General features: G+C 69.8%; 20 protein-coding genes and 2 pseudogenes. 14 read left to right on the plus strand and 8 right to left on the minus strand.

Features of this window, described 5'->3' with window-relative positions; genetic code table 11:
* Positions 1-45 precede the first annotated feature (45 nt).
* From EJC51_RS49660 to fxsT, 4 genes are all read left to right on the plus strand, one after another.
* Positions 46-180: a toll/interleukin-1 receptor domain-containing protein gene (locus EJC51_RS49660; RefSeq protein WP_166682970.1), complete on the plus strand. Its 135-nt coding sequence runs from the start codon at positions 46-48 to the stop codon at positions 178-180.
* Between the two features lie 9 nt (positions 181-189).
* Positions 190-639 carry a hypothetical protein gene (locus EJC51_RS45325; RefSeq protein ID WP_126276453.1) on the plus strand — a complete coding sequence of 150 codons (450 nt, stop codon included), beginning with the start codon at positions 190-192 and terminating at the stop codon, positions 637-639.
* 65 nt (positions 640-704) lie between these two features.
* Positions 705-893 (plus strand): hypothetical protein, encoded by a 189-nt coding sequence (locus EJC51_RS45330; RefSeq protein WP_126276454.1) that lies wholly within the window; start codon positions 705-707, stop codon positions 891-893.
* Between the two features lie 148 nt (positions 894-1,041).
* The gene (fxsT, locus tag EJC51_RS45335) at positions 1,042-3,831 is read left to right on the plus strand and encodes an FxSxx-COOH system tetratricopeptide repeat protein (RefSeq protein WP_166682971.1); all 2,790 of its coding nucleotides are present in this window, start codon (positions 1,042-1,044) and stop codon (positions 3,829-3,831) included.
* Between the two features lie 126 nt (positions 3,832-3,957).
* Here fxsT and EJC51_RS45340 read toward each other — a convergent pair whose 3' ends face one another.
* The 6 genes from EJC51_RS45340 to EJC51_RS45365 all read right to left on the minus strand — a co-directional run bounded on the left by EJC51_RS45340 (position 3,958) and on the right by EJC51_RS45365 (position 9,227).
* Positions 3,958-4,260, minus strand: a complete 303-nt coding sequence (locus tag EJC51_RS45340) for a hypothetical protein (RefSeq protein WP_244363249.1) — start codon at positions 4,258-4,260, stop codon at positions 3,958-3,960.
* Positions 4,261-4,542: 282 nt separating this feature from the next.
* A complete protein-coding gene (locus tag EJC51_RS48060; RefSeq protein ID WP_166682972.1) occupies positions 4,543-4,821 on the minus strand; it encodes a hypothetical protein in 279 nt (92 codons plus the stop codon).
* 438 nt (positions 4,822-5,259) lie between these two features.
* Positions 5,260-5,970 carry a type 1 glutamine amidotransferase domain-containing protein gene (locus EJC51_RS45350; protein ID WP_126276456.1) on the minus strand — a complete coding sequence of 237 codons (711 nt, stop codon included), beginning with the start codon at positions 5,968-5,970 and terminating at the stop codon, positions 5,260-5,262.
* A gap of 63 nt (positions 5,971-6,033) precedes the next feature.
* Positions 6,034-7,611, minus strand: a complete 1,578-nt coding sequence (locus EJC51_RS45355) for a succinic semialdehyde dehydrogenase (RefSeq protein ID WP_126276457.1) — start codon at positions 7,609-7,611, stop codon at positions 6,034-6,036.
* Between the two features lie 7 nt (positions 7,612-7,618).
* Positions 7,619-8,545 carry an acetoacetate decarboxylase family protein gene (locus EJC51_RS45360; RefSeq protein ID WP_126276458.1) on the minus strand — a complete coding sequence of 309 codons (927 nt, stop codon included), beginning with the start codon at positions 8,543-8,545 and terminating at the stop codon, positions 7,619-7,621.
* 106 nt (positions 8,546-8,651) lie between these two features.
* Complete coding sequence (locus EJC51_RS45365) at positions 8,652-9,227, minus strand: TetR/AcrR family transcriptional regulator (protein ID WP_126276459.1); 576 nt, start codon at positions 9,225-9,227, stop codon at positions 8,652-8,654.
* Between the two features lie 141 nt (positions 9,228-9,368).
* Here EJC51_RS45365 and EJC51_RS45370 point away from each other — a divergent pair, with 141 nt between their 5' ends.
* The 3 genes from EJC51_RS45370 to EJC51_RS45385 all read left to right on the plus strand — a co-directional run bounded on the left by EJC51_RS45370 (position 9,369) and on the right by EJC51_RS45385 (position 11,655).
* Positions 9,369-9,560, plus strand: a complete 192-nt coding sequence (locus EJC51_RS45370) for a hypothetical protein (RefSeq protein WP_126276460.1) — start codon at positions 9,369-9,371, stop codon at positions 9,558-9,560.
* Positions 9,561-9,601: 41 nt separating this feature from the next.
* Positions 9,602-10,522, plus strand: a complete 921-nt coding sequence (locus tag EJC51_RS45375) for an NAD-dependent epimerase/dehydratase family protein (protein WP_126276461.1) — start codon at positions 9,602-9,604, stop codon at positions 10,520-10,522.
* 281 nt (positions 10,523-10,803) lie between these two features.
* Positions 10,804-11,655: an oxygenase MpaB family protein gene (locus EJC51_RS45385; RefSeq protein ID WP_425276855.1), complete on the plus strand. Its 852-nt coding sequence runs from the start codon at positions 10,804-10,806 to the stop codon at positions 11,653-11,655.
* A 693-nt stretch (positions 11,656-12,348) separates the two neighbouring features.
* On the opposite strand, the gene EJC51_RS45395 is transcribed toward EJC51_RS45385, so the two are convergent.
* Positions 12,349-13,002 (minus strand): TetR/AcrR family transcriptional regulator, encoded by a 654-nt coding sequence (locus EJC51_RS45395; RefSeq protein ID WP_126276463.1) that lies wholly within the window; start codon positions 13,000-13,002, stop codon positions 12,349-12,351.
* A 177-nt stretch (positions 13,003-13,179) separates the two neighbouring features.
* Here EJC51_RS45395 and EJC51_RS45400 point away from each other — a divergent pair, with 177 nt between their 5' ends.
* The 7 genes and pseudogenes from EJC51_RS45400 (at position 13,180) to EJC51_RS45430 (ending at position 18,709) form a co-directional block, all read left to right on the plus strand.
* Positions 13,180-14,211, plus strand: a complete 1,032-nt coding sequence (locus EJC51_RS45400) for a medium chain dehydrogenase/reductase family protein (RefSeq protein WP_126276464.1) — start codon at positions 13,180-13,182, stop codon at positions 14,209-14,211.
* A 337-nt stretch (positions 14,212-14,548) separates the two neighbouring features.
* Entirely contained in the window at positions 14,549-14,989 is a 441-nt protein-coding gene (locus EJC51_RS45405; RefSeq protein ID WP_126276465.1) for an SRPBCC family protein, read from the plus strand.
* 124 nt (positions 14,990-15,113) lie between these two features.
* Positions 15,114-15,746, plus strand: a complete 633-nt coding sequence (locus EJC51_RS45410) for an SRPBCC family protein (protein ID WP_126276466.1) — start codon at positions 15,114-15,116, stop codon at positions 15,744-15,746.
* Between the two features lie 227 nt (positions 15,747-15,973).
* Positions 15,974-16,271 (plus strand): annotated as a pseudogene (locus EJC51_RS49010) (tyrosine-type recombinase/integrase); the annotation flags it as partial.
* Positions 16,272-16,393: 122 nt separating this feature from the next.
* Positions 16,394-16,871 (plus strand): annotated as a pseudogene (locus EJC51_RS45420) (NADPH-dependent F420 reductase); the annotation flags it as partial.
* A gap of 642 nt (positions 16,872-17,513) precedes the next feature.
* Positions 17,514-18,062, plus strand: a complete 549-nt coding sequence (locus EJC51_RS45425; protein WP_126276467.1) for a SigE family RNA polymerase sigma factor — start codon at positions 17,514-17,516, stop codon at positions 18,060-18,062.
* Complete coding sequence (locus EJC51_RS45430) at positions 18,059-18,709, plus strand: hypothetical protein (protein ID WP_126276468.1); 651 nt, start codon at positions 18,059-18,061, stop codon at positions 18,707-18,709. Before EJC51_RS45425 ends, EJC51_RS45430 begins: the two co-directional genes overlap by 4 nt.
* 249 nt (positions 18,710-18,958) lie before the next feature.
* Here the strand turns inward: EJC51_RS45430 and EJC51_RS48065 are convergent, their stop codons facing one another.
* Positions 18,959-19,429, minus strand: a complete 471-nt coding sequence (locus EJC51_RS48065; protein ID WP_166682973.1) for a hypothetical protein — start codon at positions 19,427-19,429, stop codon at positions 18,959-18,961.
* Positions 19,430-19,684 lie beyond the last annotated feature (255 nt).

The following is a 19,684-nucleotide window of genomic DNA, read 5'->3' on the forward strand; positions in this document are numbered from 1 at the left end:
GCGATTGAGGAATCTGGCAGCGCGTCTGACAGATCGTCGGACGTGATGTGGTTCGTCAGTCATGCGGGTGCGGATCGTGCGTGGGCGGAGTGGATCGCCTGGCAGCTGTTGGATGCCGGTCTTGAGGTGGAGCTGGACTGCTGGGACTGGGGTGCGGGCCCCCTCCCTCCTCACCTCTAGGATGAAAGCGTGCTCAAGCCCCCGCCGCGTTCCGGCCGCTGGATCGCCGCTGTGGCACCTCTCCTGCTGCTCACCGCCTGTACCACCGATGAGACGGCGAAGGTCTCGGTGGATCAGGTCGTCGGACATTGGCAGGGGCCGGACGGGGAAGAAATCACTTTCTCCGCAGACCGGAAGTTCACCGCGTCGGGCCTCGATTCGAAGAAGCTCGCCGGGGAGGACTGCCCCGGGGGGAAATCGGCCGGCGGATGGGGGTTCTTCGTCGACGACGCCAACGGAAGCCACATGTCGAAGGTCGCGAAGTCCGGCTCTCAGATCGGCATCGGTCTGGCACGCAAGTACTGGGACTGGAACTGCACGATGAATTTCGCCGTGGTGGACGACGGCAAGACACTGTGCGCCACGAATGACCCCGACGTCCCCTGCGGCCTCGACGTGCGCTTCACGCACAGAAAGTGACCGCGTCACCACAGCTTCGCCAGGTCCGCTCGGAGGCTACCGGCGTCTGTTCCCGCACCCGTTTCATGCCACTGTCTTACGCCACCGCTTACGTCGCCACCGCCCTGCCCGATCCTGGTCCTGCGGTGAAGGTCTCCCTGCTGGAGCACGGCACGCAATGGGTGAAGGAGCTGAAGCAGGAGAGCGCCCGCGGCGAGCTGGCGCGGGCGGTGGTGGCCGCCCAGCAGAAGATCACCCGTCTCAAGCGCGGCTGACCCCGGCGGCGCCAGGCAAGCGCGCCCTGGCCTGGACGGAGCATCGTGAACACCGGGTCGGGGCAGACTCCCGCCCCCTACGCTGGACTATTCAGGCAGTGCGGGGTGCGGGGGCGTGATGGGCACGGGTGCGGGGGCGTCTGGCGGAATGTCGGACACGGTTTGGTTCATCAGCCATGCGGGTGCGGACAGAGCCTGGGCGGAGTGGGCCGCCTGGCAACTCCTGGACGCCGGCCATGAGGTGGAGCTGGACTGCTGGGACTGGGGTGCGGGGGACAGTTTCATCGCCAAGATGAACTCGGCTCTCGAACGAGGCCGGATGTTGGCCCTGTACTCTCCGGCCTACTTCGATCCCGAGCGCTTCACCACCCTTGAGTGGGAAGCGATGCTGGCGATGCGGGAGAGGATCACACCGGTGCGCATCGCTGAGACGGCGCCGCCCCCGGTCCTGCGTCCGCTGATCGCCGCGGACTTGTTCGGTCTGCATGAGCAGGATGCGCGTGAGGTGTTGCTCCGGGCAGTGAAGGGCCCCACCCGACCTGATCGCGCTCCGAGCCGGCCGCCGGGGATGCTGTCGAGGATCGGCGGCACCGGGCCGCGGCTGCCGGGGAGTCTGCCGCGGGTGCGGAATCTGCCTGCTCGCAACGCGGCCTTCACCGGCCGCGACAGCCTCCTGGTCCACCTGCGCGAAGCGCTGGCCGCCGAGCAGCGGGTGGCGGTGCAGGCGCTGCACGGCCGCGGCGGGGTCGGCAAGACGCAGCTCGCGTTGGAGTACGCCTACCGGTTCGCCGGCGAGTACGAGTACGCCTGGTGGATCGCAGCGGAGGATCCTGCCCTGATCCCTGGTCAGCTGGCTGGGCTTGCCGCCCGCATGAATGTCGTGTCCGCGGGTGCGCCGCCGGCCGACGCGGTGGAGTTGTTGTTGGGCGAGTTGGGGGCGATGTCGCGCTGGCTGCTGGTGTTCGACAACGCCGAAGAGCCCACCGCCCTGGCCCCGTTCCTGCCGGGCGGGCCGGGGCATGTACTGATCACCTCCCGGAACCCGAACTGGCGCGCCCGAGCTGTCCCTGTCGACGTCGACACCCTCACCCGCACCGAGTCGGTCGCCCTGCTGCGCGAGCAAGGGGCGAGGGTGTCCGATGCCGAAGCCGGCCGCCTCGCCCGCCTCCTGGACGATCTGCCGTTGGCGCTTGTACAGGCGGCGGCCCTGCTCAGGCGGGGGCTGTCGGCGGCGGACCTGGAGGCCGAGCTGGCCCGGAGCATGCGGGAGGTGCTGGAGGAGGGGTGCCCGGATGACTATCCGGTGTCGCTGGCCGCGCAGGTCCGCCTCACCCTCACCCGCCTGGACACCGACCAGCCGGCCGCGGCCGCGGTCCTGACGGCGCTGGCGCTGCTGGCTCCCGAACCCTTCCCCCTGACCTCCTGCGCCGGCCGACTGCCCGAGCAGACCTCGCCGCTGCTGAAAGAAGCGCTGCCATCGCGGTTGGGCGCTGGTGGTGTGGTGGAGGCGATCGCCCGGCACAGCCTGGCCCGTACCCAGAACGGCACCGTGCAGCTGCACCGCCTGACCCAGGCGGTCGTGGCCGACCAGCTCACCCCGCCCCAGCGCCAGGACGCGGTGCGCCATGCCGAAGCCCTCCTGACCGCCGCCTACCCCGGCACCCCGGCTGATCCGCGGTGGTGGCCTGCCTGGGAGGTCCTGCTCCCGCATGCCCTGGCCGTCGACCCCGCCTGCCTGACCACCAGCTGGGGCCGGTACGTGGTGCTTCAGGCGTGCTGGTATCTGATGGATCGCGGGCAGGCCCATCCGGCCCGTGAGCGCCTGCAACGCCTGTACGACACCTGCCTGGAGCAGTTGGGCCCCGACGACGATGACACCCTGCGAGCCGCCCACAATTTGGCCCGCGCCTATGACGACACCCAGGAGCATGAGCGCGCCCGCGCCCTGGACGAAGAGACCCTCGCCCGCCGCCGACGCCTCCACGGCGACCACGACCCCGACACCCTGAACAGTGCCCGCAACCTTGCCGTTCGGCTGTGGTCGCTGGGACAGCACGAGGAAGCCCTCATCCTGGACGAGAAGACGCTGGAGGCACGGCGCCGGGTACGGGGAGCGGATCACCCGGAGACGCTGCGCACGGCGACCGGACTGGCCGTCGAGCTGGCGGATGCAGGTCGGGTGGAGGAGGCGCTGGCCCTGGAGGAGGAAACCCTGGGGGTGCAGCGTCGGGTGCTGGGTGTGGAGCATCCGGACACGCTGGTCACCGCGTCGAACCTGGCGGTCCGTCTGGCGGGTGTGGGTCGGGTGGAGGAGGCGCTCGCGCTGTGTGAGGAGACGTTGGGGGTGCGGCGTCGGGTGTTGGGTGCGGAGCATCCGGACACGCTGGCCACGGCGTCGAACCTGGCGAACCGGCTGGCGGATGTGGGTCGGCTGGAGGAGGCGGTGACCCTGTGCGAGGAGACGGTGGGGGTGCAGCGTCGGGTGCTGGGTCCGGAGCATCCGGACACGCTGCGTACGGCGTCGAACCTGGCGGTCCGTCTGGCGGGTGTGGGCCGGGTGGAGGAGGCGCTTGCCCTGGGAGAGGAGACATTGGGGGTGCAGCGTCGGGTGCTGGGTGCGGAGCATCCGGGCACGCTGCTCACGGCGTCGAACCTGGCGAATCGGCTTGCGGATGTGGGTCGGGTGGAGGAGGCGCTCGCCCTGTGTGAGGAGACGTTGGGAGTGCGGCGTCGGGTGTTGGGTGTGGAGCATCCGGACACGCTGCGCACGGCGAACAATCTGGCTGTGTCCCTGCGGGATGCGGGCCGGGTGGAGGAGGCGCTCGCCCTGGGAGAGGAGACGTTGGAGGTGCGGCGTCGGGTGTTGGGTGAGGATGACGTTGAGACCCGTCGTACAGCCCGCTGGCTGGAGGAGCTGCGAAGGGAGCGGGGAGAGTAGGGCACGGGTGATTGCGACCGGTACCGCGTCCTTCCTGTCTACCAGCGCATCCCCAAAGCGGTGAGGGCGGCATTTCCTTCGGGGCTGAGATTGCGGGCCCGCCGTCAGGTGTTGTCCCGACCCGAGTTAGATCTCCTCGCCGTTGACGGTCTCGATGTGTTTGCGGGCGGGTTGCAAGTGTTCTTCGCGGGCGTGGAACTGGCGGGCGGTGGCGAGGTTGGCGGCCCACCGCTCATCCTGAGACCGCCGCGCCGGCACCCTCGGCACGCCCTCGGTCTCGGGGTGCACTCCGAGCATCTTCAGCAGGTACTGCTGAGCGGGTACGAGCCGCTCCCACCCGGCTACCTGCCCGGCGATCCACATTCCGAGGTCTTCGCCTTGGACGATGACGTCTCCCGGTCCGGCCGGAAGCGTCCCGCCCGCCTTCATGTGTCGGACAGCTCCCCGGCATACGAGACGCCGTTCTCCCCGTTCGCGCAGCGTACGGCGTTCTCCCGCGCCCACTTGGCCGCCGCCCACTGGTTTTTGAGCCACCAGGGCCACTCCGTCCCACACCACGGAGGTACTGGGCAAGAGGTGGCCGTGGACGGCGGCGTAGTCGCGGGCGATGGATGTGCCGAGGCACGTTAGTTGTCACTGGTGGAGACGAATAACCTGGCACAAGGGCCGGGCCGAAGCAGCCTGGTTGTCACCTGAGAGGCAGGCTGCTTGTCACGGACGCTCGATCAGCAGCAGTCCTGTCAACCAGGGCGAGGCGTAACGTGCGACGGACTCGATGGGATGCTGGGCGAGCAAAACACGGCATGTGAGCCTGCACGCGCCGCGTTGATCGCCGGTGGGACCTTCGTTGTGTGGGTTGCTCTGGTTCCTGATAGCCAACTCGCGCGCAATTACCGGGCTCGACTGCGCCGAACTCAAAAGCGCGGATAGCCGACGCTGGTGCTCGCCGCCACCGTCGAACTTGTCCAGGCGGCACAAGGGCCCGTTCATGCTCTTCCTCAACGCTGACGCCACCGCCTGTTGGCGTGCACCGGAGTGGCCAGGGCCGCGTCCCCGGTAGCGCCAGACCCAGACGCGAAGTGACAAAGAGGCCGCCTTGGTGACAACTGTCATGCCTCGGTTCAGCAACCTGGGCGGCTGCTGTCCGGGCGTGAAGGGGGGGTGACGTCGTCAACTCGGAGGGAGCCGTGGTCGTAGCCTTCGGTTCGCGGCCCCTCGCGGCTCGGGCGGGGGCTTCGTCTCCGCGGGGCCGCACCGGGTGGAGGTGGTCGAGGAGAATGCGGAAGTCGTTCGGATGCACGACTCGGGTCCCGAGTTCGCGTGCTCGTTCAGCCTTGCCGACGTCCGCTGTCCCGTCTCGGACGTGAAGCGCGACCGTCGGCGACATCCATCCGGGGGCCTTCCGTCACGGGAGGACTGCGTCTCGACTCAGCCTTGCTCCTTCGACGCGTTGCCCTCGATGGCTTGGACGACCTGCTTCGCTGTCGCCTTGGCCGAGCCCGGGTTCTGGCCGGTGACGAGGTTGCCGTCGGTCACGACGTAGGAGACGAACGGCAGTGTCGCCTTCTCGTAGAGCGCGCCGCGCTGCTTGGCCATCTCCTCGGCGTTGTAGGGGACCAGTCTGTCGACGCGGGCGAGGACCTCCTCGGTCCAGGCGAATCCCGTCATCTTGCGGCCGGCGATGAGGTAGGAGCCGTCGGAGAGCCGGGTGTTGAGCAGGCCGCAGTAGCCATGGCAGACCGCGGAGACGATGCCGCCGCGCTCGTAGATCTCGCGGGTGATGCGCTGCAGGCCCTCGCTGTCGGGGAAGTCGTACATCACCGCGTGACCGCCGGTGAAGTAGATCGCGTCGTAATCGGAGGGGTCGATCTGGTCCGGGCTCGCCGTGTTCTCGAGCATCGCCATCTTCCTGGGGTCGGCGCGCCAGGTCTTGGCGGTCTTGTCGTAGTTGGGGAACTTCAGCGCACGCGGTTCGAGAGGCACCGCGCCGCCGGCTGGGCTGACGAGCGTCTGCTCGTAGCCGTGTTCCTCGAAGACGTGCCAGGCGTGCGTGAGCTCGGAGAGCCACAGGCCGGTGGTGTGGGAGGGGTCGTCGTAGTGGCCGACGTTGGTGACGACGTTGAGGATGCGCTTGGACATGACTGATCTTCCTTCATGCGGACCGGGCCGGCGAGGTGGCGGGCCGTCGTAGCCGGTGGTCTGTCAGCGGACGCCCAGGGCACGCAGGGTCTTGAACGCCCGGGTCAGGACCCGCGCCCACTGCTCGTGCTCGACTCTGCCGGGCGGGGTGAAGCCCTGGAGGCGCTGGTGGGCGACGGTCTGGGCTTCGGTGTACTTCAGCAGCCCGTCGCCGCCGTGACGACGGCCGAGGCCTGAGTCGCCCATGCCGCCCATGGGGGCGTCGATGCTGCCCCAGGCGGCGGCGAACGCCTCGTTGACGTTGACGGTGCCGGCGTGCAGCCGTGCCGCGACTTTGCGCGCCTCGGCGCCGTTGCGGCCCCAGACGCTGCCGTTGAGGCCGTACGGCGTGGCGTTGGCCATCGCCACCGCCTCGTCGACCGACCGGTAGCGGTAGATCGACGCCACGGGGCCGAACGTCTCGTGGTCGAACAGAGTCATCTCCGGGGTCACATCTGCCAGGATCGTCGGCTCGTAAAACAGTGGTCCGAGGTCGGGTCGGGCCTTGCCTCCGGCCAGCACGGTCGCGCCTTTCGCCACCGCGTCATCGACGTGCGAGCTGACGGTCTTGAGCTGCGAGGGGGTGGTGAGCGAGCCCATGTCCATCGAGAAGTCGTAGGCCGCACCCAGGCGCATGGCCCGGACGCGTTCGACGAACGCGGTGACGAACGCGTCGTGGATCTCATCGGCGACGTAGAGCCGCTCGATGGACACGCACAGCTGCCCGGCCGAGGGGAAACAAGCGGCGACCGCGCCGGCGGCCGCCTTCTCGACATCGGCGTCGGCGAGGACGACCATGGCGTTCTTGCCGCCGAGCTCCAGGGACGCGCCGATCAGCCGTTCACCCGCGTTGCGCGCGATCTGGCGCCCACTGGCAGTGGAGCCGGTGAACATCATGTAGTCCCCGCCGGCCATGAGCGCGTCTCCGATGGAACTGCCACGGCCGATCACCATCTGCCAGACGTCGGTCGGCAGTCCGGCCTCGCGCATCAGGGCCAGCGCCCACAGCGCGGTCAGCGCGGTCTGGGTGTCGGGCTTCTGTACGACGGCGTTGCCGGCCATCAGGGCCGGGATGGCGTCGCCTGCGGCCATGCTGAGTGGGTAGTTCCAGGGCGAGATGACGGTGACGACGCCCTTGGGGTGGCGCAGCTCGGTGGTGTGGGTCAGCACAGGGATCGCGCCTTTGCGGCGCTTGGGTGACAGCAGCCGCTGTGCGCTGCGCGCGTAATAGCGGGCGGTGATCGCGATGTCGCTGACCTCGAGGAACGCGTCGCGACGGGTCTTGCCGCTCTCGGCCTGCATCAGGTCGAGGGCTTCCTCCTGCCGCTGGAGGACGAGGTCGTGGAAGCGCAACATGATGCGCTTGCGGTCGGCCACCGGGGTGGCGGCCCAGCCGGCCTGGGCGGCGCGTGCCCGGGCGAAGGCATCCTCGACGTCGCCGGGGGTGGAGACCGGCAGGTCCGCGAGGGATGCGCCGGTGTACGGCGAGGTTGTGGTGACCCGCTGGGCGGGAGCACCGGCGGCCACCAGAGCGGCCAGACGGGCGAGTCGGGCAGGGGTCAGCGATGTCGGGAGGGCGGCCGCGACGCGCGTGGTGGTCATGTCGCCCTCAGCTCCTGTCCTGGATGGAGGTGGGTACCGGCATGTGCAGTGCCAGCTGGCCCTCGGTGGTGACGTCGAGCTGGATCGTCCGGTTCGGCTTCAGCGAGCGCAGGTCGTCGCTCATCCGGCCCTCGCCGAGCTGCAGGTCCAGGCCGCGGGGGAAGCGCGTGGTGCCCGAGGAGAGCATGTTGATCTGGCTGGTCGTGGAGTGCCAGGCGCCGTCGATCGTGGTGTAGGAGGTCAGGGTTGAGACGTGTGCGCCGGTGGGCCGGGCGGTCTGCTTCGGGGTGGGCGCCGACAGGGCGAGGTCGAGGCCGCCGTGGTCGTTGGCGACCCTGGTGGAGGTGCGCTTGGTGTCGATGTCGACATCGAGCTCGGTGACCCACTTGGGGAACCCGTAGCCGTCGTGGCCGCGCACCTGCGCGATCTCGGTGTTGACCGGGAGCGAGAGGACGTAGGAGTGCAGGGAGTCGTTCTTGAGTCCGGTGACCAGGTCGAGCAGGCCCAGCGCACCGTGCCGTGCCGGTTTCACGGCGATGCCGACGGCGGCCTCGGTATAGAAGTCGATGTCGCACACGTCGTACCGAAAGGCCATCACGGAGACGATCCCGAGCCCCGGGGCGATCTCGAGCGGGTCCAGCTCCTGGGGCAGGCGGGCCCGGATCGCCTTGGTCGGCGCGAGCATCGTGAGCCGGGTCGTGGAGATGCGGTAGTAGAAGTTCGGCGTCAGTGTGGGCCCGATGCGGGAGTCCACGCGGCTCTTCGGTATCCGGCGGAAGAAGTCGGTGCTGCTGACCCGCGGGTCCCGCTCGACCTCGTCGAGGTCGGTGTCCATGCGGAACCGGTCATAGAGGCCGCCTTGGGGGACGGTGACGAGACGCCCTCCGAGATCGACCTCTACGGTCCGGTCGGTCAGCTTGCCGTTCGGTGTCATGGACTCTCTCCTCCGATGTGAGCGGCGCTAACATCGAGGATTACACGGCATGTGAGCACCGTCAACAATGGAAGGTGTGAGGCGCGCGACGCGCGAGCGGCGCGCGTCAGGGGCGCACCGACGTGATGGCGAGGAAGGTGCTGCGCACCCGGTCGGCGATTTCCTCGCTCGACGCGGCCGGTAGCTTGCCGTCGAGATACAGGCAGGCCAGCCCGTGGGCGAGCCCCCAGCCGGCCGTCGCCAGGGCTGAGGCGTCCGCGTCGGGGAAGACGCGATCGAGTGCGTCGGCCAGCAGCTGGTGCAGGGCGTCGGCGGCCTTGACTCGCTCGTCGTCGGCGTCATCGCACGGCTTGCCGAACATCACATGAAAGAGAGCCGGGCGTCGCAACGCGAAGGCGACGTAGGCGACGGCGAACTCGGCCAGGTCCGGGAGCGAGGCGGGCAGGCCGCGCCCGCCGTCCAGGTCGGCCAGCAGGTCCCGGAATCCCTCGACGGCCAGCGCCGACTCCAGGGCGTCGCGGTCCTTGAAGTGGCGATACGGCGCGGTCGGCGACACGCCGGCCTGTCGCGCGACGGCGCGCAGTGAGAAGGGCTCGCCGCCCTCCAGCATCTCCATTGCGGTCGACAGGAGTGCCGCCCGCAGATCGCCGTGGTGGTAGCCGCTCTTCTCTGATGTTGACATTGCTTACTTGCCCTCCTATGGTGTGTTAGCACTGTAAACATAGTGCAGGAACGGGCCGGCATGCCGCCTCAGCGGCCGACCGCCGTGCGCGGTCGACCAGGGGATCACCACACCGGCCCTCGTCATCAGCCTGGCGACGACATGTTGTCGCCGGTCGGTGCCGTCGACGACCTCGTTCGTCGCCTCCTCTGGTCCACCTCGGTGACACACCGGCACCACCCCAGCGACCAGGTGCCCGAAGGCTCGACCCGCGACCACGTCGGCTGGGTCCGCACCTCCGTCACGGTGGTCGACCGCATCGTCACGTGGTGGCACGGCACTCCTCGCAGTTGAGCTGCCGTCGGCACCCGCACCATCCCCGTCAAGGAGACCCCATGCAGACCGTTCTCGGCGCCGGCGGGCCGATCGCCGACGAGCTCGTGAACGAGCTCCACCGCAACCACACCAAGGAGATCCGCCTCGTCAGCCGCAGGCCGGTGAGGGTGAACGACACCGACGAGCTCGTGGCCGCGGACCTCACCGACGCCGACGCCACCAGCCGTGCCGTCGCGGGCAGCGACATCGCCTACCTCACCGTCGGCCTGCCCCTGGACTCGGAGCTGTGGGAGCGACAGTTCCCCGTCATGATGCGCAACGTCATCGACGCCTGCGCCGAACACGGCACGAAGCTCGTCTTCTTCGACAACACCTACATGTATCCCGGAACGCCGACGCCCCAGACCGAGTCGACAGCATTCGCGCCGGGCGGACGCAAGGGACGGGTCCGCGGACAGATCGCCACCATGCTGCTCGAGGCCATGCGGGCCGGACGGGTCGAAGCCCTGATCGGCCGCGCGCCCGAGTTCTACGGCCCCGGCCGGACGACGAGCTACACGAACTCGTTGGTGTTCGACCGGATCAAGGCAGGCAAGCGGCCGTTCGTCCCGGTCGACGCCCATGCCAGGCGGTCCCTGATCTGGACCCCCGACGCGAGCCGCGCTCTCGCCCTGCTCGGCAACACACCGGATGCCTACGGCCAGACGTGGCACCTGCCGGTCGCCCCGGACCGGCAGTCCTACGCCCAGCTCATCGGGATCGCCGGCGAGGTCACCGGCCGCAAGATCGGCTACACGGTGCTGCCGATGCTCGCTTTCCGTCTCGGGCGCCGCTTCGTCAAGCCGCTCGACGAGATGTTCGAGCTGCTCGCCCGCTACCGTGACGACAACATCTTCGACAGCTCGAAGTTCGCGGCCCGCTTTCCCGACTTCCCGGTCACGGGCTATCGGGAGGGAGTGGAGCGGATCCTCGCCGGCTGAGCCGTCGACAGATCCTCCTGTCGGCCGGCTCGTGCCGCGATTCCGAATCGGCTCCGGTACTCCGAGGATGCTGTCGAGGGTCCCCACTTCGCGGTCCTCGCATCCGCGGGGCGGACGACGGGGGAAGCTGTAGACGTACGGTCTCGTCCGGCGCACCCCGGTGCGCCCCGGCACCAGGAGGAGCGACGACTACCCCGAAACACGACGGCGGGTCCGGGCCGTTCGGCCCGCTGAGGGCACTCGATCCGCTCAGGGCGCTCGGGGCAGGCGCCCGCGCGCGACTGGGCGGCGGGCTCTTCGCCCGGGTCGCCGGCCCCGACGGCCCGCGCAACCGGGCCCTGATCCACCAGACCCCCGGCCCTCGCTGGTTCGCGCCGGACCGGCCGGTGCGGCGGGTGCACGGCGACGCGTCGATGTTCATCGGCGGGCTCTCCGCCCTGCTCCTGCAGTCCCTTCACCCGCGGGCGATGGCGGCGGTGGCCGCCCACTCCGGCTTCCGGGGGGACCCCTGGGGCCGCCTCCAGCGCACCAGCACCTTCCTGGCGACGACGACGTACGGCACGGCCGCGCACGCGGAGACCGCGTGCGCGCAGGTCCGGGCCGTGCACGAGCGGATCGCGGGCGTCACCCCCGACGGCGAGCCCTACCGGGCCTCCGACCCGCACCTGCTGTGCTGGGTACACATCGCCGAGGTCGACAGCTTCCTACGCGCCCACCAGCGCTACGGCGCGCACCCGCTGACGGCCGCGGAGTGCGACGGCTACGTCGAGGACATGGCCCGCATCGCGGAGGCGCTCGGGGTCCCCGACCCGCCGCGCACCCGGGACCAGCTCGCGCGTCGCCTCGACGCCTACCGTCCGGAACTGCGCTCCACCGCGCCGGCCCGGGAGGCGGCCCGCTTCCTGCTGCTCAATCCGCCGGTGCCGCTCGCCGCCCGGCTGCCGTACGGGGTGCTGGCCGCGAACGCGGTGTCCGCGCTGCCCGGCTGGGCCGCCGACGAGCTGCGGCTGCCTCGGCTGCCGGTGGTGGACGGGCTGTGCGTGCGGCCGCTCGGCTCGGTTATGACCGCGGCGATCCGCTGGGCGATGGCCCCGGCCCGTTCCGCCGTGACGGCCCCGTCGGACGCGGCCTGACGGGCGGGGCGCACGGTGTCGAGTCCGGCCTCGGCCGCGTAGCCGCGCAGCTGGTCGGGGCGCAGGGCGCGCCTCGGTGGCAAATCAGTAGGTCGTCCGGTTCCCAGGAGCGGCCCTGGAGGGCCGCCGCCTCGACGGCCTCGGCGGCGAGCTGGGCACGAGGGTGGGCGTCGGCTGAGCGGCAGGTGGTGCCAGACGTAGCGGACATCGGTGAGTCGCCGAGTACGGCGACTGCGAACGCCTCTGCTGCGGCCTTGCGGAACCCGCCCTCCGCGCCCTGCTCGGTGACCGGTGACCGGGGCGTGGCGAGGGCCGCGGTCGGGGCGACGGGGACTACCAGGTCGACGATGGTCTCCGGGTGTCTGGCGGGCCTTGGACGGGGGACGACCTCGGACGAATCGACGGGATTCACGAGCGATGGCTGCGTGGGATGAACAGGCAAACCGGAGGTCCCGATTACCGGGACGAGTGGTATGGCGAGCAGTGCGGCGGGTGTCGGTTCTGGGTCGCGCTGAGCGGCGAGTTGGGGCAGCACTGGGGAGCCTGCACCCATGCTGGGGCGAGGTGTGACGGGCAGGCGCGATTCGAGCATGCCGGCTGCGCGACATTCTTGATCCGCTCTGACGCCTCGTTTGCTGACGACGGTGGCTGGACGGCCTGGTCACGGCTGAAGGCCGGAGAGCGGAGGCGCACCTACCGGGTCAGGTGCCGCAGTTCGTGCTCGTACAGCTCGGCCGGGTCGAGTCCCATGCCGGTGAACTGGCCTGCCAGTTCCAGGGAGAGGATGCCGTGCAGGCGGGTCCAGAAGAGCAGGGCGCTGCCCAGGGCGGCCGGGGGTGCCGGGTGGTCGGCTGCCCACCCGCGGTGCTCGGCGAGGTGGGCCTCCAAGCGGGAGTCGTCCGCAGTGCCGGCGAGGGTGCCGCTGGCCTGGGCGGCGTCGAGGAGGGCGTCCATGATCTCGGAGGCGATCGTGGTGATGTCGTCGGGGGCGTGGTAGCCGGGGACGGGTGTGCCGTAGATGAGGAAGTAGCGCTGGGGGTCGTCCAGGGCCCAGGCGCGCAGGGCGTGTCCCAGTCCGGCCAGGTCCGCGCCGGAGTCGGCGGTGGCCTGGATGGTGTCGGCGAGGCTGCGGTAGGCGTCGCGGATCAGCTCGGTGATCAGATCGTCCCGACTGGCGAAGTACCGGTAAAGCGCGGGGCCGCTCATACCCATCTGTTTGGCGATGGCGTTCAGGGACAACCCCGGCGCCCCGGCGGCGGTGATCTGTTCCCAGGCGTGCTGCTTGATCTCGGCGCGTAGCTGGGCGCGGTAGCGCTCACGTGGGGCCTCTTTGCCCGCGATGGCCATGTGCTCGTCCCTTCTCAGTCGTGTTCGCCGGCTCCCGTGGGCCGGGTGAGCCGCTGCTCGCACGCTCTGAGTTAGACCCTATTACGAACGCGCTTGACTGTCACTGTGCGATGGAGTTATAACTTCTAACGAACGCGTCAGCCACTAACGAAGCTGGTGGAGTCGATGGAGGTCGCCATGAGCGCCGCAGAAATGATCGAGGTCGTGCTGCCGGGCAAGGTCGAGCCGGAGGGACTGCAGGTGCGGCTGGGTGCCGTCCCGAGTGCCGGGCCGGGGCAGGTCGTCGTCCGCATGGAGGCGACCGGTGTCTCCTTCGCGGAGCAGCAGATGCGCCGCGGCCGCTACTACGACCAGCCGCCCTTCCCCTTCGTCCCCGGCTACGACATGGTCGGCACCGTGCTGGCGGCCGGGGACGGGGTCGGCGCCGGTCTCGTCGGTACCCGGGTGGCCGCGCTGCTGAAGGTGGGCGGCTGGGCCAGCCACGTCGTCCTCGACGCCACCGACGTGGTGCCGGTCCCGGACGGGATCGGCGCGGCGGAGGCGGAGACCGTGGTCATCAACGGCATCACGGCCTGGCAGATGCTGCACCGCAAGGCCCGCATCCGCGCCGGGCGGACCGTCCTGGTGCACGGCGCCAACGGGGGAGTCGGCTCGGTCCTGGTCCAACTCGCCCAAGCCGCCGGGGCCGATGTGATCGGCACTGCCTCCGCGCGTCACCACGCCGCTCTGCGGGAGCGGGGGGTGAGCCCGATCGACTACCGCACCGAGGACATCCCCGCCCGCGTCCGCGAGCTCGCCCCGCGCGGCGTGGACGCCGTCTTCGACCACGTCGGCGGCCGCGGCATCGTCGACTCCTGGCGCCTGCTCGCGCCTGGCGGCACCCTCGTCTCCTACGGCACCGCCTCCACCCGCGACGACGAGGGCTCCAAGCAGTGGCCCGTCCTCAAGCTGCTCGGCCGGATCTGGCTGTGGAACGCCCTGCCCAACCGCCGCCGCGCCTACTTCTTCAACGTTTGGGCCGGCCGGGCCCTGAACCGCGGCCGTTTCCAGGCCCGGCTGCGCGCCGACCTCAGCGAGGTCTTCGAAGCGCTCCGGCGCGGTGAGATCACCGCTCAGATCGCCGCCGAACTGCCCCTCGCCCAGGCTGCCGAGGCGATGCGACTGGCCGAGTCCGGCACCGTCGCCGGAAAGGTCGTCCTGCGCGCCTGACGCACCACGCGGAAGCCGACACACATCCGTCCCCCGGCGCTCGCAGCGTTCACACGCCCACCGCGCTGTCCCTCAGCCCCGAAGGCGACGACTACAGCGGGTCCCTGCCCGCGCAGGACGTGCGCGACGCCACCCATCGCCACCTGACCACCCGCGCCCCGCCGACACCCGGTACCACCTGCGCTGACTGACACCCCAGCCCTACCGGCACCCACCGATACCACCCGCCCCCGCAGTGACACCGGCCGGCCGACCGTCGCGCAACCCGACCCCTGACCCCCCATCCCCATCGCCCCACCGCACCCGACGCCACGCCAACCGAGAGGAAGCCACCGCCATGTTCACCATTGACGCCGACGCCCCCGTCATCGTCCGCCTGACCGCCGTGATCGACGCCCCGCTGGAGCGCGTCTGGGCTCTGCACACCGACATCGACGCCTGGGCCGACTGGAACACCGACGTCGACCAGGCCCGGCTCGACGGCCCGCTGCTGCCCGGGAACTCCTTCCACTGGAAGACCCACGGCATGGACATCACCTCCACGATCCGTGAGGTCGTCCCCGGCCGGCGCCTGGTCTGGGGCGGCCCGGCAGGCGGCATCGACGGCGTCCACGTGTGGACCTTCGAGCAGACAGGCAGTCAGGTCACCGTCCGCACCGAGGAGTCATGGAGCGGCGCCCCCGTCGACGCCGCCCCCCAGCAGCTCGGTCAGGCCCTGGAACAGTCCCTGACCGCCTGGCTCGCGTGCCTGAAGATCCGCGCCGAGCAGGCCGGCTGACCCCCACGGCCTCAACCCGCCACCTTCCGCCTTCGGCGCCCCGTAACCACACGCACTCCCATGCCGGGCCCGGTCCCCTGCCCGGCAGGCAACCACCACCACAAGTGATGAAAGGTCCCCGACCATGCGCATCCTCACCGCGACGAAGTTCGCCGCCGCCACCGCCGGCGCTGTCCTCCTCGCCACCGGCACCGCCCACGCCCTCAACGACGACAAGCCCACCGCCGCCACCACCAGCGCGGCCGGCGCCGCCACTCACACCGCCGCCGCCACCATCGCGGCCGACGCCGCCACTCACACCGACGACGTGCAGATCGACGCCGGCGCCCCGGTCATCACCCGCGACAGCATCCTCATCCACGCCCCCCTGCACACTGTCTGGAAGATCCAGACCGACGTCGAGAACTGGCCCACCTGGCAGCCCGACGTCGACGTCGTCGTCAAGGACACCCCCGGACGCCTGCGTCCCGGCTCCGTCTTCCGCTGGACCACCGAGGGACTGAACATCACCTCCACCGTCAAGCAGGTCGACTACGGCAAGCGCCTGGCCTGGGGCGGCCCCGCCCAGGGCATCACCGCCATCCACGTATGGACCTTCACCCCGACCACCGACGGTGTCCTCGTCCACACCGAGGAATCCTGGACCGGCGACCCCGTCACCGCCCACCAGGCCACCCTGCAGACCGCCCTGGACAACTCCCTCCACAACTGGGTCAACAACCTCAAGCACCAGGCAGAAAGCCAGGTTGGCAAGTAGCCCTCCCACACTTCCGCAGCACAAGCCGCTCCGGAAGCGCCCTCCCAAGCCCTCGTCCTCGCGTGCCCAGCCGTAAACAGAGATGGGGCTCATGGCAGCCCGCCAGTCGCGGACCGCCGGTCGAGCGGTGGGCGGGCCCGCCGAAGTGATGCCCGGACCCGCAGGCAGCGACGACGCCCCCCTCTACGGGCCTGCAACGAGAGGCCGCGGTGGGGCAGGGGAAATGACGTAAGGCCCGTACCGTCGTCGGCGCCCCCGAGGGCTTCCGGTTCTACGACCTCCGTCACACCGGACACACGCTCTCGCGCCCGCTCGGGCGCCACCCGCAAGGACACGAGGGTCCCCGCCGGCCAGTCCTCGGAGGGGAAGACTGCGCTGATCTATCAGCACTCCGCCGACGACCGACAACAGGAAGTCGCAGCCGGTCTCGACGCGACCGTACGCAAGGCGCGGGTGCACGCGCAGGAAGCTGCGACCGTGCCAGAACCGAAGACTCCCGCCCCCGACGCGAGGGCGCCAAGCTGAAGCGCCTGGTCAAGCGCGGCCTCCTCGTCGAAGCCGAGCCTGAAAGCGGACGAAGTCCAGCAGAACCTGACACGGCTACTTGGGTGGGCCAGAACGAAGTAGCCGTCCTCGATCGACATGCCGGCGCCATAGGCACCGCCCCGGCCGGGGACATCGTCATCGTGGCCCTGTTGTACGACGGTGTCGTGCCGGCCGTTGCCCAGTACGGAGACGCACTCGCGGGCAAGGTCATCGTCGACATCAGCAATCCCTTCAACTCCACGTTCGACGGTCTGGCCCACCATGAGGAGACCTCGATCGCGCAGGAAGCCGCCAAGCTGCCCCGGCCGGCGCCAGCGTGGTGAAGGCGTTCAACACCGTCTTCCGCCATGTCCTGGAGAAGGGCCGGCCCGACGTCTTCATCGCCGGCGGGCGACAGCGCGCAGGCGAAGGCAGGTGTGGGGGCGTTCGTCGAGAGCCTCGGGCTGCGCCCGCTGGACGTCGGCGGCCTGAAAATGGCGCACTGGCTGGAAGGAGCGGGCGTGGTCACAGTAGGCCTCGCCAACCACGGGGTGGGGGAAGTTGGACTTCGCCCTCAGCATCACCGAACTTCCCGTCTGAGCAAACGGTTGATTGCGCCTTCTAAGAGCGGCCACCGATCGGGGGACGGAGCCGGCGTGAGGCCGAGGGTGCAACGGACAGGGCTCCCGTGCTGTTGAGGGAGGTGTTCGAAGGCTCAACTCGGCGTGCCGTGCACCAGCACGTAGGTGGTGAGCCCGCGACGAGGGCCCGCCGCGGCCGGCGAGGGTCCGAGCCCAGTGGCCAGTGCCATGCCCCCACCGCGAGTCCCAGCCCGCGTAATGCCGTCCGCGTGGAACTCCCGTGACCACACACAGCAGGGCATGAGCTCCTAGTCGATGTCGGAGCCGATCGACATGCTCCAAGACCGCGAGGGGGCGAGATCATCTGCCGGGATCGGTCCGCGCCTGGAGCGACGTGGCCCGCACCGCCGCTCCGGACGCGATCCTGGTCGTTGTCGACGGCGATCACTCGGGGCACCGGCACCCCACGACGAGCAGCCCGATCCGCAACAGGGCGCGCAGGACCGTGCGTTCGTGCAGTTGGTGATCAACCCTTCCTTGGATGCTCAGGAGAAATGACAGCGCCACCCGCGGCGACTCCCTGTGATCTACGTCTCGTCATCCTCATGCAGCAGATGCCGGGACGGCACCGTCTAGGTGGGTTGTAAGGAAGGAGACGTTCATGGATGGTGCCGACCCGGCGCCGCCTCACCAGCGGGCCGATTGCCCGGAAGTGGCGTTCGAGGACTTCGTCGCGCGCAGGTCGGCGGCGCTGTTCCGCGGGGCCTACGTTCTGACTGGCAGCCGTGAGGCCGCCGAGGACCTGGTTCAAGAGACTCTGGAGCGCGCGTGCCGTCGCTGGCGGAAGGTCGCGGCAACCGAGTCCCCTGAAGCCTATGTGCGGCGGATCATGGTGAATCTGGCCAACGACCGCTGGCGCCGATTCCGGCGTTCCCCTCGGCTGGAGGTCATGGACGAGGCTTCAGCTGCGGACGAGTACGCCCGCTTGGACAGCCGGGACCAGCTCGTTCGCGCGCTGCTCCAGCTACCGATGGGCATGCGCACGGTCGTCGTACTGCGGTACTTCCACGACATGCCGGACACCGAGATAGCCGCAGATCTCGGGATCTCTGCCACCACGGTGCGTTCCCAGCTCGCCCGGGGCTTGGACAAGCTGCGCGCTCAGCTTCCCAGTCCTGGCCTGCAGCTGACCGAGGAGGTCGCCCCATGACCCGTCACTCCGCGCGAGCTCTCCACGACGCCAACCTGACACCCTTCGAACAGAACCTGGTAGATGCCTTGACCGATGTCGCGAACACCCCCGACGCTCCTCAGTTCGACGCTGTGAACATCAAGCGCCGTGTCCGGCGCAGGCGCTCGGCCGTCACGGGCCTGGTCCTGGGTACGGTCCTGATCGGTGGCGGCGCTACCGCGCTCGCTCTCACCGGTTTGTCGGCCGGTTCGAGCCCTAGCCATGCATCGAAGGTGGGCGTGGCCGCGACCCCGTCCCCGAGCCCGTCCGGGATCCCGGACGATGCCCCCACGTCGTGGCAGGAGCCCGCCGCAGCGCTCCGCGGTCAGGGGAGCAAGGTCTGGGCCGACACCGGCCGCCGCACCGGAGCCGGGCACTTCCCGCTGCCTGCCCAGCCCCATGCGGGCACCGTCTGGACCAGCATCGAGTGCCAAGGCAGCGGCAAGGTCACCGTCGTCGTCGGCCCGTCCAGTTATACCGAGTCCTGCTCGGCCGGTGCTTCGGGCACGCTCAATGCCGATCATCTGCCTTTCTCGACTCCAGCCACCCACTTCGAGGTCACCGGCGACGCGGGCGTCACCTGGGCCGTCGCTGTCGGGTGGAGTCGTACCGCTCCCAGCCACTGACCGCGTTCGCCCTCGCGCCTGAAGGTTCGCGGCAGCACCCCGCAGCAGGTTGTAGAAGCCGTCCAGGGCTGTAGAAGCCGGGCAGCCATCCTCGCCGAGATCGACACATATCTCGCCGGCCTCGTGAGGGAGCGGGATCTGTGGCCCGGCGAAAGCCTGTCGGCCCCGGCTCATCGCCCGGGCGACGAAGTCCCAGGTCATGCTGCATGCGATCGTCGCTGACGACAAAGGCTCGACGTTGCTGGCCACTCACCCGCGAGCGGTCGGCAAAGGCGTTCGGATCGTCGACGAAGAGCACTGGGACGGTTTGCCAGACGGCAAAACCGCCGAGTCGCCACCAGCGACTTCGTGCCTCCGCCTCGCCACGAAGCGCCCCGTGGCGAGGGTGGCCGAGTCGGGTGCGGCGGCGGTCAGGGGCGAGGACATCGAGGTGCCCGGGCTCGAGACGTCGGTCGAGGAGTCGGGGGAGTCAGCCACCGGGCCGGTGGAGGCTTCGTAGTCGGTGCGGTGGCCCCAGGTCTTGCTGCTTGCCGCTCGCCGCTCGCCGCTTGCCGACTTGCAACCGGTGGCTTTGCCGTCGGGGGTGATGTTCGATGTCCCGGCGTTCACCAGCTCGCCCATGGCGTCGTAGGTGAAGCACTGGATGTCCCAGGTAGTGCCGGAAGCGTCGTTCAGGCTTCGGGCGTTGGAGGTGATGGTGCCGGAGGCGTCTTCTTCCATTTACCCGCACCGGCCAACTCGCCCGAACCAGCCTCTCGTTCGAATCCCACCGACCACACGGACGGTTAGAGGACAGCCAGTTGCCGCTGTTGGCGGATGCACACGGCGCCCGGATGCTCCCGTGGGCGATGAAGCTTGGGCGGCCCTTGGGAAGAGCTTGGTTGTTCATGACGGGCTCTGACGAGGACTCTGTGACGGTCGCGTGATCAAGCACTCCGATGCGCGACAGCAATGGGGGCGGGAGCGTCGCGCACG

It is taken from the genome of Streptomyces aquilus, from assembly GCF_003955715.1.
In the GTDB taxonomy this organism is placed as follows: Bacteria; Actinomycetota; Actinomycetes; order Streptomycetales; family Streptomycetaceae; genus Streptomyces; species Streptomyces aquilus.

What these genes read in the sequence shown, in the direction of transcription:
- EJC51_RS49660 (WP_166682970.1), top strand. Translation starts at nt 46, where the DNA reads ATGTGGTTCGTCAGTCATGCGGGTGCGGATCGTGCGTGGGCGGAGTGG.
- EJC51_RS45330 (WP_126276454.1), top strand. Translation starts at nt 705, where the DNA reads ATGCCACTGTCTTACGCCACCGCTTACGTCGCCACCGCCCTGCCCGAT.
- fxsT (WP_166682971.1), top strand. Translation starts at nt 1,042, where the DNA reads ATGTCGGACACGGTTTGGTTCATCAGCCATGCGGGTGCGGACAGAGCC.
- EJC51_RS45340 (WP_244363249.1), bottom strand. Translation starts at nt 4,260, where the DNA reads ATGAAGGCGGGCGGGACGCTTCCGGCCGGACCGGGAGACGTCATCGTC.
- EJC51_RS48060 (WP_166682972.1), bottom strand. Translation starts at nt 4,821, where the DNA reads ATGAACGGGCCCTTGTGCCGCCTGGACAAGTTCGACGGTGGCGGCGAG.
- EJC51_RS45350 (WP_126276456.1), bottom strand. Translation starts at nt 5,970, where the DNA reads ATGTCCAAGCGCATCCTCAACGTCGTCACCAACGTCGGCCACTACGAC.
- EJC51_RS45355 (WP_126276457.1), bottom strand. Translation starts at nt 7,611, where the DNA reads ATGACCACCACGCGCGTCGCGGCCGCCCTCCCGACATCGCTGACCCCT.
- EJC51_RS45360 (WP_126276458.1), bottom strand. Translation starts at nt 8,545, where the DNA reads ATGACACCGAACGGCAAGCTGACCGACCGGACCGTAGAGGTCGATCTC.
- EJC51_RS45365 (WP_126276459.1), bottom strand. Translation starts at nt 9,227, where the DNA reads ATGTCAACATCAGAGAAGAGCGGCTACCACCACGGCGATCTGCGGGCG.
- EJC51_RS45370 (WP_126276460.1), top strand. Translation starts at nt 9,369, where the DNA reads ATGTTGTCGCCGGTCGGTGCCGTCGACGACCTCGTTCGTCGCCTCCTC.
- EJC51_RS45375 (WP_126276461.1), top strand. Translation starts at nt 9,602, where the DNA reads ATGCAGACCGTTCTCGGCGCCGGCGGGCCGATCGCCGACGAGCTCGTG.
- EJC51_RS45395 (WP_126276463.1), bottom strand. Translation starts at nt 13,002, where the DNA reads ATGGCCATCGCGGGCAAAGAGGCCCCACGTGAGCGCTACCGCGCCCAG.
- EJC51_RS45400 (WP_126276464.1), top strand. Translation starts at nt 13,180, where the DNA reads ATGAGCGCCGCAGAAATGATCGAGGTCGTGCTGCCGGGCAAGGTCGAG.
- EJC51_RS45405 (WP_126276465.1), top strand. Translation starts at nt 14,549, where the DNA reads ATGTTCACCATTGACGCCGACGCCCCCGTCATCGTCCGCCTGACCGCC.
- EJC51_RS45410 (WP_126276466.1), top strand. Translation starts at nt 15,114, where the DNA reads ATGCGCATCCTCACCGCGACGAAGTTCGCCGCCGCCACCGCCGGCGCT.
- EJC51_RS45425 (WP_126276467.1), top strand. Translation starts at nt 17,514, where the DNA reads ATGGATGGTGCCGACCCGGCGCCGCCTCACCAGCGGGCCGATTGCCCG.
- EJC51_RS45430 (WP_126276468.1), top strand. Translation starts at nt 18,059, where the DNA reads ATGACCCGTCACTCCGCGCGAGCTCTCCACGACGCCAACCTGACACCC.
- EJC51_RS48065 (WP_166682973.1), bottom strand. Translation starts at nt 19,429, where the DNA reads ATGGAAGAAGACGCCTCCGGCACCATCACCTCCAACGCCCGAAGCCTG.